The organism is Sorangiineae bacterium MSr12523 (assembly GCA_037157775.1).
Taxonomy (GTDB): Bacteria; Myxococcota_A; Polyangia; order Polyangiales; family Polyangiaceae; genus Pendulispora; species Pendulispora brunnea.
Window position 1 is genome coordinate 8,934,758 of the sequence record CP089982.1, and the last position, 13,477, is coordinate 8,948,234.

The window sequence follows — 13,477 nt, forward strand, 5'->3', positions numbered from 1 at the left end:
GAAAATAGGTTGCAATTAAGTCGGCCCCTCGTACGAACTGACGTTCCGGAGGGAGCTTTTTCGCTCGTCGCGAGCGTCAAATTCGCAACGCGCGGTGTATCCATGACTAACGGTTCGCGGTCATCATAAATACGACAAGAGCGAATTGACCTATCGCGCACGGCCTTTTTTCTGCGCGTCGATCTGGAAATCATCCCCATGTGGCCCCTACCGTCGGCCGGGGTCTTATTTGCGATTCATGCGGCGCGCCGCGTGAACGCGATCATACGTACAAGGAAGGGAAGCCATGAAATCGGTCTTCAAACCCGTCATCACGAAAATCGCGATTGGCACGATTGCGCTGGCCCCGATGGCCGCGTGCAGCACTGGGGATGACGCTTCCGGCCTTGGGTACCAAGGCAACAAAAGCGACAAAGGCGACACACCGCGCCACGATCTCCCGGACACCCCGGGAAATAACAACGTCGCCAAGATCGACAAGTCGGCCAAGCCCATGGAAATGCCCGACACGATCTGGCCGAAGAATTACAAACTGTGGTTCCGCCCTGATGCGGCGCTCAAGACCTTTACCGGAAGGGCGGACGTCGAAATCGACGTACTCGAACCCGTTAGCGCAATTACGGTCGCGGCGCGCAACCTCAATTTTGCCAAAGGTCGCACCACGTTGCGTGCACTGCCCGACGCGTCGAAGGTGATTTCGTTGATCCCGACCCCGCAGACGCAGGGCGATTTCGTCCAATTGCGCTTGAGCGACGGGCAGATTGGCCCGGGCAAGTACCAGTTGCACATGGAGTGGGATGGCAAAATCCAGTTCTCCGATGCGGAATACTGCCCGCCGGACGAGGTCGCACGCAATCCGCTTTGCTCCGCGGCCACGGGTATCTTCAAAGTTGGACTCTCCTCGCCCGACGGCGTGACGAGCGATGCAATCGTCACGCAGGGCGAAACGAACTATGCGCGCCAGTGGTTTCCCGGCTGGGACGAGCCGGCGTTCCGCTTGACCTTCGAGGTCACCGCCGAGGTGCCGGGAGCATGGAAAGCCGTGTCGAACGGCGCACCGAACACGCCCATCCCCTTGCCCGACGGCTACCAGCAGGTGTCGTTCGAGAAGACGCCGGCGATGCCGACCTATCTGCTCTTCTTCGGCGGCGGCAAATTCGATACCCTCGAGGACAATTTCACGAATCCGCTGGATGGGAGCCAAGTGCACCTGCGCTGGTTCACGCCGCCCGGCCACTCCACCTGGGCCAACTTCGCGATGCAGTGGACCAAGGAGTCGATGGACTTCTATTACAAATACACGGGCATTCCGCAGCCGTTCACCAAGTTCGACACGATCACGGCGAACGACAGCTACAACAACAAGCCCAACACGGGCTTTGGCGGCATGGAGAACTGGGGCGCCATCTTCGAGTTTGCCAATGCGGTGTTGACCAAGCCCGGCGACCGGCCCTCCCCGTATGCCGTCTATGTCGTGACCCATGAAATCGCGCATCAATGGTTCGGCGATCTGGTGACGCCGGACTGGTGGGACGATGTCTGGCTCAACGAATCGTTCGCGACCTGGCTCGGGTTCCGCACCGTGATCGAGTTCCACCCCGAGTACATGACCTTTACCGATTATGCAAACAACAAGGTCGGCGTATTCAGCGCGGACGTTCGCAGCACGGCGGTGCCGGTGCAACGCAACCTGAGCGATGCCGGCTCCTTCGGGTTCATCAATCCCGGCATCTTCGTCTACACCAAGGGCAATTACATCCTGCAGATGCTCGAGAATTATCTCGGCGCCGAAGGAATGAAGAAGGGACTCCAGATCTACCTGAAGAACTACGGCTTCGGGAACGCCACGCCGGCGCGGCTATGGAGTTCGCTCGAACAGGGCAGTGGCAAGAAGGTGGCCGACATCGGCGACAGCTTCATCCGCCAGACCGGTATGCCGCTGGTGACCATCGACGCCCAATGCGCGGGGAACAAGACCTATGTCTCGGTCAAGCAGGAGGCATTCCCCAATCAGAATGCGTATCCGGCGTCGAAGTGGAACATTCCTTTGACGCTTGCTTACGGCAATGCGCTGCAAGAGAGCAAGACCATCGAGCTGTCGGCCAACGCCAAGCAGATCGAATTGCCGGGCTGCACGGCGGTGATCGCCAATCCGACGGGTCTGGATTATTACGTGACGAACTACAGCGGCCCGTCGTGGAGCGCGCTGCTGGCCAAGGTGCAAGCGGTTGCCAACAACAAGCCGCTGCTCTCGAACATCGTCAACGATGCGTCGCGCCTGTTCAACGCCGGGCTCATTTCGCAAGCGCAGTTCGATCAGATCAAGGCTGTGATCAACTTGCCCGCCGCGCCGGCGCTTTCGGCGGAATCGTCGATGCTCACGCATTCGTTGCACTATCAGGGAGACCTGATGCTGCGCGAAAACGCGTCGCGCTGAGCGCCGAGCCGCAACGACGTTGCCGCTGACACCGTTCCCGCGCGTCGAGACACGCGCGGGAACGCCTTCTCGATTACCAAGAAGCGAAGTGTCCTCGGTGGTGGGACCCAAACACAGGATCTCCGCCGAAAGCGCAACAATTGTTGCTACAACAACAACAAAGCGCCGCCCTCCAATGACCAACGACGAATGGCGCCACCACCGATGAGCCACATTCGCATTTGGTAATCAATATCAATTACACCAAACCTGAATACACGAATACATCTTAGCGAACCAATGCCTCGGCTGTATTCGCCGAGCATGCAATCGCGCAAAACGAGAAAAACAAAATCTGCTTCGTCGAGTCGTGCGTCGTGGCGTATACAACTTGTGGACGGAATTCCGAAAACGCTGTGATTCCATGAAATAGACCGACCGCAAGCGTTGCAAAGAAAACGTTTCCATCACATTGAAAAGCCTCCGTCCCGACACGGCTTTGCTTTGTTTTGGAAAGATGCAACCGAAGCGTCCGACCTCACCATCAGGAGGCAGCATGAAATGTTTGCTCGGTGTTAGCTCTTCGCTGCTGTTCGCCGCAGTCCTTGCCGCATGCAGCGACGGTGCCGTCACGAGTTCCAACGCGCAGGACTCCGTATACGATCGTGTGTTTCCGAATCCCACGATGCCGCAGCCGACACTCGATGACTTCAACGGAGATTTCGCCAAGTTCATGGCGAATGCCAAGGTTCTGAAGCCGGAAATCGAACGACGGCAGCTGTCGCTGCTGGAGATGCGTTACGATTTGTCGAATCGTCCTTCCACTTCGTGCAAGATGTCGCGCGGAAAGCCCGCACAAGCGGGGATTCGCGTCAAGCTTCCCCCCGGCGTCACATGGCAGCAGCTTGCCTCCATGACGCCCGCGGCCATCAAGTCAGCCGATCTGTTCCCTGCGGGGTTTTTCCCCTTGCCTCACGTGAACCATCAAGAGGGGGGAATGGTGTTTCCGGCGTCGACCATCGCCGATCTCAAACAGCAGACCGGACGCGACCTCCAGCGCTTCGATTTGGATTTCGACATTCCCGAGCATTTCCTGGCCGAGTTTCCCGCGGCGATGTTCCTGAGTACGCGAAAAGATCTCGGGGACGTCTCGCGTGGACAATTGATCACCACCGAGAATTTCTACGTCCTGTTCAAGGATATTCTAAATCCGAAGCAGCTCGACGGAATGCGCCTTTTGCTCACACCCTTTGCTCAGGCGCAATTCAATCTGACCACGGATCGACGCTCGGAGCGTCCCAGCCTGGGTGTTTCCTGCTTCGATTGCCACATCAATGGCTCCACCAACGGCGCATTTCACCTGGTGGGGGACATTCGTCCCCAGGCCATGCGCAACCGCATCGATACTCCTGCGCTCCGCGGAACCAACATCCAGCAGATCTTCGGCTCGCAGCGAGGACTCGAGAGCGTGGAGGATTTCACCGAGTTCGAACAACGCGCGGCCTACTTCGACGGCGATCCCGAGGCGGCGACCCGCAAAGGCGTCAACACGCTCGATCGCGCGACGCAGGTTCATGCCATGGCGGAAATGATACGCATCATCGACTTTCCGCCTTCGAATCTTGACGTCTTCGGCAAACTCGATCGCCATCATGCAAGCAATGCAGAATTGCGCGGCGAAAGTTTGTTCTTCGGCAAAGCCAAGTGCGCTTCCTGTCACGATGGCGCCGGGTTCACCGACAATTCCATGCACGATCTCCAGGCTGAACGATTCTTCAACCATCGCATGGTCAACGGACAGCAAACGAAGGACGACGGTCCGATCAAGACATTCAGCCTGCGCGGAATCAAAGATACGCCTCCCTATCTCCACGACGGGCGGCTTCTCACCCTCGAGGATACCGTGGAGTTCTTCAATCTCATCTTGGGTCTCCGACTCTCGACGGCCGAGAAGGAAGATCTCGTCTCCTACCTCTGCGCTCTGTGATTCGAATACGATGAGTCCGTGGGACGTTCGCCCGGGTCGACCGCGGCGAACGTCCCGCGGTGCCATGCACGTGGTGCTCGACGCGTCTCGCGCGTGATGCGATGCTTGTCGCCGCGATCCCGCCGCGAAAAGTAGCCTATGAGCCCACACGACTGCACACGCCGGCGTTTCCTTCAGCACGGTCTCGCCCTCGCGGGCATCGGTCTGTCGTCTGGCACAGTCCTCTCTTGTGTGGCGGCGGCGGGTCGCGGTGCGCAGGCCGGCCAATCGAACGCGGTCACACCGAGGGAGAGCCCGCTGATGAGCGGAGCGGAGCTCGGTCGCGCGTTCGAGGCAGGCAAGATCTCGCCCGTCGACGCGCTCGAGTTCTATCTTGCGAAGGCCGCCAAAGCGGAGGGCGTGTTCATCTCACTCACGCCGGATCGCGCGCGCTCCGAGGCCAAGGCGGCAGCCGAACGTTGGCGGCGCGGGACGCCGCTGGGGCCGCTCGATGGAGTGCCCATTGCTTGGAAAGATTTGTTCGATATTCGGGACACCGTGACGACCGCAGGGGCGGCCGTATTTGCGAATCATCCCCCGGCGCAGGCCGATGCAAAGCTCGTCGCAATGGCTTCCCGCGCGGGCTTGGTCTGCCTCGGGAAGACCAATTTGGTGGAATTCGCCTTTTCGGGAATTGGCATCAATCCTCACTTTGGCACGCCGCGCAATCCGTACGATGCGCGCACCGCGCGCGTGCCGGGAGGATCCTCGTCCGGCTCCGCGGTGGCGGTTGCGACGGGCACCGTTCCCTTGGCGATGGGCACCGACACGGCGGGATCCATTCGAGTCCCGGCAGCGTTCAACGGTCTCGTTGGATTCAAATCTTCGAGCCAGCACTACTCACGCGAAGGCGTATTTCCACTTTCGCGTACACTCGACTCCTTGGGTCCTCTGACCCATAACGTGGAGGATGCCATCCTCCTCGATGGCATTTTTCGTGGCCGAGAAAACGCAGCGCTCCGGCGTCCTCCTGCTGCAGATCTGGGCCAGCAACGCTTCGTCGTGGACGACGTCATCCTGCAAGATGCCCGCGTCGAGCCCAGTGTTCGAACGAACCTCGAGCGCGCCCTCGAGGCGTTCCGCAGCCGCGGTGCCCGCATCGAACGGCGCCGGGTGGATTCGTTGCACGAGGTATCGGGGCTCATCGAGCGCTATGGCTGGCTGGCCGCTCCCGAGGCCCTCGCCATCCACGAATCCTTGCTCCTTTCGAAGGACGCGGAACGCATGGACCCCCGCGTTCGAAAAAGGTTGGAAAGCGCACGCAATTTCCGAGCAAGCGATTACGTGAACCTCTCGTGGGCCCGCGAAGCGCTGATCCCGAGAATTCGTCACGAGCTCCGTGGCGCCGTGCTGGTCCTTCCGACCGTCGCCCATGTCGCCCCCGAATTGGCGCCGCTGGAAAAGGACATGGACCTGTTCTTCAAAACGAACCTGGCAACCCTGCGCCTCACCATGCTGGGAAGCTTCCTCGATATGCCGGGCGTCGCCCTTCCCACGGGCGTCGATGGCGCGGGATTGCCCACCAGCCTGCTCCTTTCGATGCCCAGCGGCGAGGATGAAACCTTGCTGCCCATCGCCCTCGCCGCGGAGCGCGTGAGTCGGTCGACCTGACGTCGAACGAAGCACGCGTTATTCGATGCCGGCGTCGGACCAGATGGCGAGTTCGTTTCCCGAGGGATCGGTGAAGTGAAACCGGCGGCCGCCGGGGAATGAGAAAATGTCTTTGGTGATTTTGCCGCCCGCCTTGACGACGCGTGCGCGCGCGTCTTCGAGATTGGACGAATACATGATGACCAGGGGCTTTTTGGCGGCGGAGTCAGGTTCGCCATTGAGACCGGCGGAGATTCCTGCGTCGCAGATGTCTGCGTAGTCGTCACCGTAGTCTTGGTACGTCCAGCCAAAGATCGCCGAGTAGAACTTTTTGGAGGCGGCGACATCGCGGGCGGGCAGCTCGATGAAATTGATCTGGCGATCTTTGTGGCGCTGGGTCATGAGTGCGCATCTTACACTTTCGGCCCGCCCGCGGGTCCCCTCACTCGGGCAGCATTTCGCCCGAGCCGCCAAAATCTTTGGGCAAGTCTTTGAACTTGGGAAGCCCGTCTCGCACCGAGAGGACCTTTTCTTGGTAATTGACATGCAAGGCAGGGCGATGCTCGAAATCGGGAATCACGGCCGAGTACACGTCGACGAGATTCCACGGTGGGTGCTGGGCCAGAATGTGCCCGCCGCACACCCTGCAAAATTGCCGATGGCTCTGCGGCGTCTTGTGAAATTCGCCCACGTGCTCCGCTCCCTTGGTGACGCTCACGCTTTCTGGACTCCACAATGAAAACGCATTCACGGGCGCCGCGGACCAGGCGCGGCAGGACGCGCAATGGCAGTAGCCCATCGCCTTGGGCGTCCCGGTCACGCGAATCTCGACCGCTCCGCAAAAACAGGTACCTCGATAGCTCGGATCGCTCATGGCAGTCCCTCCTTCTCGTTGTCGGCCCACGCGTGCGAACGTAAAGCGCGTTCCGTGCTCCGCATGCGGAAGAGTATCGTTTGCAGCAAATGGCTATTACACGCTTCGGCTAAAGCAACGCCGCTCATTCGCTTGGGTCAGTGGTCTCCTGCGCGCCATGCCCACGCCGATCCTAAGCTCTGCCGAGCTTCGCTCACCGGGCGGAAAGCGCGCTGGCCGTGGAGACATTGTAACCGAGAGTGCGATAAATTCGTCACTCGCGGGGCAAATTGCCGCGGATTCGCGAGCATACATCGATGTCTTTTCGGGCACATAGCGGAACGGAACGCGAAGCACGATTATTGCTGGGATCCCATTGTCGCTTCCGCAACGGAAGTGGACACAAGACACAAGGGGGGGAATACCATGGACCTGATTGGCGCGATTCTGGACCTATTGAAGCAACTTCTCGGAGGGCTTCTCGGGTGAGCTGATAGGCAAAGCTGGACCGGCCAATTGCCGGACAAGCTGATGAAAGTCGGCCAAACCAGCGTAGCCAAGCAAGAGTAAATGGATTGAGAGCTGGCGGCAACCTGCGTTCGTGGGTTCGCCGCCATGCTTCTACTTGATGGGGATTGCGCCGGCACGAATGCCGACACTTCCAAGAGATCTCCGTAGGAGATCAGATCCGACGATCTTGGCCGCGCCAGTATGGCTCGCGAAGCTCCCGTTTGAGGATTTTTCCCGCGGCGTTTCTCGGAAGCGATTCCACGAATTCGACGGCACGCGGTACTTTGTATTCGCCAACGCGGCCGCGTACATATCGAATGATGTCGCCCGGGCGCAATGCGGTACCCGCGGTGCCGGCGGCGACGACGACGAGGGCGCGCACGGCTTCGCCCCAGAGTGGGTCGGGAACGCCGATGACGGCGACGTCTTCGACCCCGGGGTGCGTCCGAATGACGTTTTCGACTTCGGCGGGAAAGATCTTTTCGCCGGCGCTGATGATCATGTCGCGAATGCGATCCGATACGTGGATGTAGCCCTCTTCGTCGCGGAAGCCTGCGTCGCCCGTCATGAGCCAGCCATCGACCAAGGTGGAGCGCGTGGCCTCGTCGTTTTTCCAATAATCGATCATGTTGGAGGGGGAACGGACGGCGATGTGGCCCGTAGCGCCCGTGCCGACATCTTCCCAATTTTCGTCGAGGATGCGCACTTCGACGCCCGGCATGGGCTTGCCGACGGCGCGCAGGCGCTGGTCGCTTGCCTCGAGATGCTCTTCGGGTCGCAGGGATACGACGACGTTTCCCGTCTCGGTGCTCCCATACGCGTTGCAGAATCCGCAGCCGAAGACCTCCATGGCCTCGCGCAAAAGGGCGGTGGGGCACGTCGAGCCGCCATAATTGATGGCCCGAAGGGACGAAAAGTCGACCTCGCGGCATCCCGGCTCCAAGAGAAGCAGCTGGATCATGGCCGGGGCCATACACGTGGTTGCCACGCGGTACTTTGGAATGATGCGCAAGACTTGTTTGGCATCGAAGCCGCGCAAAAGAACATTGGTGCTTCCTTGGCTCAGTCCTTGAACGAGCCACCAGACGCCGCCAATGTGAAAGGCCGGCTGGGATACCATGCTCACCGTTCGGTCATTCCACCCGAACCAAGGATCGCCTGCGGCGCGCAGAGCCTGCGCCACGCCCAGGAGCGAGCGGCTCGAGAGGCGAACCCCCTTTGGATGACCGGTGGTGCCGCTCGTGTAGAGCGTGACCACGGCATCTTCGGCGGCGTACGAACGCGATGGCATGGATGAGGGCGTCCCCTCGAGCCATTCATCGAAGACCTCGAGGCCTACGCCGTTCGGGACCGTTGCGAGCAGCTTGGGGAGCTGCCCCGCTTCGGCGGCGATGCGGGGCAAAAGATCGAGGCACTCGGCGTCGACCATGAGAAGCTTTGGCTCGGCATGCGCGAGGATGTAGGCAATTTCCTTTGGGGCCAATCGCGAATTGATTGGCACGTAGATGGCGCGTGCCTTGGCGGCACCGAACATCAGCGAGACCGACGACAGGGAACCCTTTCCAAGGACCGCGATGCGATCGCCCGCGCCCATCGCATCGCGTTCGAGCGCGTGCGCCGCCTGGGTCGACCGAAGATCGAGCTCGGCGTACGTCAGGGTGGCGTCGTCGACCACGAGCGCCACCTTCTCGCCATGAACCCGGCGAACGATCTCCAGCAATCCGCCGAGGGTATCGACTCCGTCCAATAGCTTCATCGTGAATCCTCTCTCAATCCTGCCATAGCGGTCAAAATCGTTCGGGGTCCTTCGAATGTTCTTCGGCCGTGGGCGACGAGAACGTTGTCGATCATCAGGACATCGCCCTTTTGCCAGGCGAAGAGCTTTTCGCCCTTTGCCACGCAGTCTCGAATCTCATCGACGATGGAGTCCGCGATGGGCGTTCCATCGCCGAACACGACGTTCCTTGGATATTCCTTCTCGGGTATGCGCTTGCGAACCGCCGGTGCCATGCGTGACGGGTGAAAGTTGACGACATGGCTGAACCAGCTTTCCTCGCGCGTCTCCGGGTGGCGCCGGATGGCTTGGACCGTCTCCCTCCAAATCAAATCGTTCGACGATGTCCACTCGATGTCTGCGCCGACGCGCTTTGCGTTCGCCTCGACGACCGATTTGTCGGTCGTGCCATACGTGTGTTGCCAGGATACGCTATAGGGATATCCGCTCGCATCGAGCACGCGGACGTTGTTCTCGAGGATTCCCGAGCCGTCACCGCAGTGGAGGAAGCGCACGTAGGTGACTCGTTTTTCCCGAAACAGGGCGGCCGTCTCGGGTTTCATTCCTCGAACGACCTCACGACCATCGACCAGGGGCGTCTCACCGCGTTCTTTCGGGGCGACCTGGCAGAAGAAGAAGATGAGCGCAATCCAGTCTTTGGTATGCGACAACTCGTTGTGGCACGGCATATCGACGTGCGACGGATATTCGGTCGATGTATAAATACCGTCGGTGATTTTCTTTCGGCGCGCCACGCCGGCTACGTACTCGACGAGACCATCTTGCGAGGCCCGCGAGCCCTCTGAGCCCTCTGAGCCCTCTGAGATAGCACGCGCGACGTGTGCAAAATCCTCCGCGCTGCGCACCTCGAAACCTCGGAACAGAATGGCGCCCTTGCGTTGGAGCAGCTCTTTTACATCCGGTTGATGCGCTCGGCACCATGTGACCAATGCATCCAAGCTATGGGCACTGCGACCGTTACGAGGTTGCACGATGGCAGGCAACCGGTCATCATCGATCTCGAACATCGTATTGTCGATCATTCGCGTTTTCCTTAGGCGGAAGCGCCCAACGCCGCCACCTTGCTTCGCCAGCGCAGAAGCAAAACGCCACAGCCAATGGCCATGACGACGTTGCGAGCCAGGGTAATACCGACCAATCCCCAATGCAATGCAAAGCCCATGAAATACGTCAGCGGGATACCGATGGGCCAAATGGCCAGGATGGCCATGTTCATGGGATATTTCGTATCCTGCAAACCGCGCAATGCGCCGGTGACGACGTTGCGAATGGCGTCGAACACCTGCCCGACGGCGATCCATACGAGAATGATGGGCAGTGTTTCGAAGAGACCTGCATTCTCCGGCGTATCTTCGAGAAAGACCTTGATGAAGATCCGCGGTGCGAGAACGAATGCCGCCAGCACAATCAAGGAGTACGTCACGCCCATCGACGCGTAGAACCCGCCGTACTGTTTGACCTCCGCCAGGTTTTTGGCCCCGAAGCTGCGGCTGACGACCATGGAGGCGGCTTGCGAAAGGCCGATGACGGGGATGACCAACATCATCACGTACCGCGTGGCGACTTGTTGAGCACTGAGAGCTTCGATCCCGAGCCAGCCAACCATGATGCTCGTGATCAAGAAGGAGCAAATTTCGTTGCCCGACTGAACGGATATCGGAAACCCGAGCCTCAAGGTGCTGGCGATGGCGCTTTGGAGGCCTCGAGCCTTGAACGCGAGCAATGCGTATTGTCGATGTTCGGGTCGTCCTAGAATGAAATACGTAAGAACGGCAGCCGCAAGCCAGGCCGTCACCACGGCCGCGCCGGCCAGGCCTTCAATGCCCATGGCTGGTAGGCCGAGCTTACCGAAGATCATCACGTAGCCCAGCGCGATGGAGACAACCATGCTGCCAATGCTGTAGAGGAACACGATGGCTTGCTTGAACGTGCCAAGCAAGAATTGAACGTAAACGGAGACGATGCCCATGGCCGGGACGGCCCAGACGTAGAGGCGAAAGTATCGCGCGCACAGGTCGGCCATCGCGGCGGGTTGACCCAGCATCCGCAGGAGTGGCTCGATCCAAAAGAGTACGGCCATCGATGGGATGGAGAGTGCCAGAGACACGACGGCGCCTGCGATGAAGAGCTGCCCTACCCTTTCGGGATTTTTGGCTTCACCGATGACGGTGCCGATGAGCGCACTCAGGGAATACAGCAAACCGAATACCACCATGCCCAGGGTGAGCTGAATGGAATTGACGAGCAGCCCCGCGGCGAAGGTCGTGCTGTCGACCCGAGCGATCATCACGTTGTTGATGAATCCTCCAATCATGACCATGAACTGAGCGGCCGTGATGGGGAAGGCAATCTCGAGCGCTTCCCGAAAGCGCCCTCTGGATGTCGCCCCTCTCGATGTAGCATACGACGGCGCAGCGTCATCCATTCGCGCCGTTTCAATCGCCACTTCGCGCCTCGTCCATTTTGCGGCGAAGGCTGAGGGGGCGCATGTCGGTCCATACTTCCTCGATGTACGCGAGGCATTCGGCCTTGGGGCCGTTCTTTCCGGCTTCCCGCCAACCGGCGGGAATCGGCTTGTGTGCCGGCCATATCGAGTATTGCTCCTCGTGATTGACCACGGTGCGGTAAATCATCTCGTCGTCGTCTCCGTACATGGCATTTCCTACTTTGCTTGAGGGTGTGGTCATGGCGCGAGGTGCATCTCCTCGATGCAATACGGGCGCGCGGCAGCAATGCCGGAGGCGCGGCAGTGTGCGAGCAGCTCGTTCGATTGAACGATCTGCGGCGAGGTATCCGTGTACTTCAGCCCCATCACGTGGCCGAGCCATGGCTCTTGGCCCATGGCGTAGACGCGCACGTGCCGGGGCTGGAGCAAGTCCACCAGCGCCGCGGCACGCTTCGCATTGGAGCCTGATAGCCGGCGCGATTGGTCCATCTTGCGCGCCAGCGGCGTGAACAGGAGCGGTCCGTAGATCCAACTCAATGGCGCGCCCTCGGATTCCATTCCGATGAAGAGAATGTCCACCGGGCCGAGCACCTCTTTGACGTGTCGATAAAGCTCGGGCTCGAGCACATTGGAGTCCGCCGCAATCACGGCGCAGCGCCCGCCGAGCCGGACACCATACGCGAGCTTGGAGCGAATGTGCAGATCTCCGTGCTCGCCGAGGAAGGGCAAACCCAGGATGGAACCGCCTTCGAAAGGGATGTCTTCCAATTCGTCGAGCTCGACGACGTTCCGAAAACCGAGGTGGCGCAACGCCAATCGGAGCGACGGATCCTGCCGCTCCCCGTTGCTCTTGGGTACGACTATGGTGCCGATCCGGGATCGCAGCGGCAGGAGCGTTTCGAGCATCAGGTGGTCGGCATGGCCGTGCGTGATGAGCACGTAGTCGATGCGCTCGGGCAGGTCGTCGAAGGTGAAACGCGGAAGCTCCGTGGGATAGCGGTAACTCAGCGCGGGATCCGTCAGCACCGAGACGCCTTTCGACTCGAGGAGCACGCACGCATGCCCGAAATAGCGCACGCGCAGCCCATCACCTTCGAAGCGCGGCGCCGGAACCGGAGGCTCGCGCGTCAAAAAGGAACGCACCAACTCCTCCCTTTCCGGCGCCCCCGCGACGTCGAGGAGCTCGAGAATGCGCCCGATGGGAGCGGGACGACGGCGCAAGTCGCAAATCTCGTCCAGCGCCGTGTCGCGGAAGGGGCGCTCGAGCGGGAGCTCGCCCGGCCCACCGAGCCGTGGGGTGCTGAAGATGAAGGGCCGCTCGTCCCGATCGATGCGCCACAAGAGAAGGCTCTGCGCCGCCTCATGGTAGTGCGAACTTCGGTAGAGCAGGCCCTCGAGCAGGCGAACCGACAAATGGTTCTCGAGGTCGTAGCCGAGCTCCACGAAGCCGCGGAGAATGTCCGGAACGCGCGGATAGATCGCTTCGAGGGACATTCCGAGGGCATGATCGGCGAGCATCCTGTCGAGTGACTTGAGCGCCGCAGCGAATTCGATCATGGTGGCGCACGAGCGCGTGGTCTCGTCAATCTGCGCCTGCACCGCGCCGACCTGGCCCGATCCATAATTGATATAAGGCCCACCAATGAGCTGCGGATCCTGCATGGCCGCAACGTGCAACTCGGGCTGGGCCACGAAGGAGCGCATGATTTTGAGGTGTTGATGGACGAGGAAGAGCGGCGCCGTCATCGGCGAAATGAGCTGCAGCCACGCGTACCAGCGTGCGAAGAGCGGCTCGATGACGACATTGGGGCGAAGATAAAAGAGCTCGTTGGGCATGACTT

General features: G+C 60.2%; 10 protein-coding genes. 3 read left to right on the forward strand and 7 right to left on the reverse strand.

Annotation, left to right across the window (positions count from 1 at the left end; all coding sequences use genetic code 11):
• Window positions 1–286: 286 nt before the first annotated feature.
• The 3 genes from LZC95_34865 to LZC95_34875 all read left to right on the forward strand — a co-directional run bounded on the left by LZC95_34865 (window position 287) and on the right by LZC95_34875 (window position 6,053).
• Window positions 287–2,437 (forward strand): M1 family metallopeptidase, encoded by a 2,151-nt coding sequence (locus LZC95_34865; GenBank protein WXA91630.1) that lies wholly within the window; start codon window positions 287–289, stop codon window positions 2,435–2,437.
• A gap of 535 nt (window positions 2,438–2,972) precedes the next feature.
• On the forward strand, window positions 2,973–4,403 hold the full coding sequence (locus LZC95_34870) for a cytochrome B6 (protein WXA91631.1): 1,431 nt from the start codon (window positions 2,973–2,975) through the stop codon (window positions 4,401–4,403).
• A 138-nt stretch (window positions 4,404–4,541) separates the two neighbouring features.
• Window positions 4,542–6,053 (forward strand): amidase, encoded by a 1,512-nt coding sequence (locus tag LZC95_34875; GenBank protein WXA91632.1) that lies wholly within the window; start codon window positions 4,542–4,544, stop codon window positions 6,051–6,053.
• An 18-nt stretch (window positions 6,054–6,071) separates the two neighbouring features.
• Here LZC95_34875 and LZC95_34880 read toward each other — a convergent pair whose 3' ends face one another.
• From LZC95_34880 to LZC95_34910, 7 genes are all read right to left on the reverse strand, one after another.
• A complete protein-coding gene (locus LZC95_34880) occupies window positions 6,072–6,434 on the reverse strand; it encodes a VOC family protein (protein WXA91633.1) in 363 nt (120 codons plus the stop codon).
• Window positions 6,435–6,474: 40 nt separating this feature from the next.
• The gene (locus LZC95_34885) at window positions 6,475–6,906 is read right to left on the reverse strand and encodes a GFA family protein (protein ID WXA91634.1); all 432 of its coding nucleotides are present in this window, start codon (window positions 6,904–6,906) and stop codon (window positions 6,475–6,477) included.
• Window positions 6,907–7,567: 661 nt separating this feature from the next.
• On the reverse strand, window positions 7,568–9,151 hold the full coding sequence (locus tag LZC95_34890) for a long-chain-fatty-acid--CoA ligase (GenBank protein ID WXA91635.1): 1,584 nt from the start codon (window positions 9,149–9,151) through the stop codon (window positions 7,568–7,570).
• Window positions 9,148–10,212 carry a TauD/TfdA family dioxygenase gene (locus LZC95_34895; GenBank protein ID WXA91636.1) on the reverse strand — a complete coding sequence of 355 codons (1,065 nt, stop codon included), beginning with the start codon at window positions 10,210–10,212 and terminating at the stop codon, window positions 9,148–9,150. Before LZC95_34895 ends, LZC95_34890 begins: the two co-directional genes overlap by 4 nt.
• A gap of 11 nt (window positions 10,213–10,223) precedes the next feature.
• Window positions 10,224–11,504, reverse strand: a complete 1,281-nt coding sequence (locus tag LZC95_34900) for an MATE family efflux transporter (GenBank protein ID WXA91637.1) — start codon at window positions 11,502–11,504, stop codon at window positions 10,224–10,226.
• Window positions 11,505–11,625: 121 nt separating this feature from the next.
• Complete coding sequence (locus LZC95_34905) at window positions 11,626–11,844, reverse strand: MbtH family NRPS accessory protein (GenBank protein WXB00244.1); 219 nt, start codon at window positions 11,842–11,844, stop codon at window positions 11,626–11,628.
• Between the two features lie 29 nt (window positions 11,845–11,873).
• Window positions 11,874–13,472: an MBL fold metallo-hydrolase gene (locus tag LZC95_34910; GenBank protein ID WXA91638.1), complete on the reverse strand. Its 1,599-nt coding sequence runs from the start codon at window positions 13,470–13,472 to the stop codon at window positions 11,874–11,876.
• Window positions 13,473–13,477 lie beyond the last annotated feature (5 nt).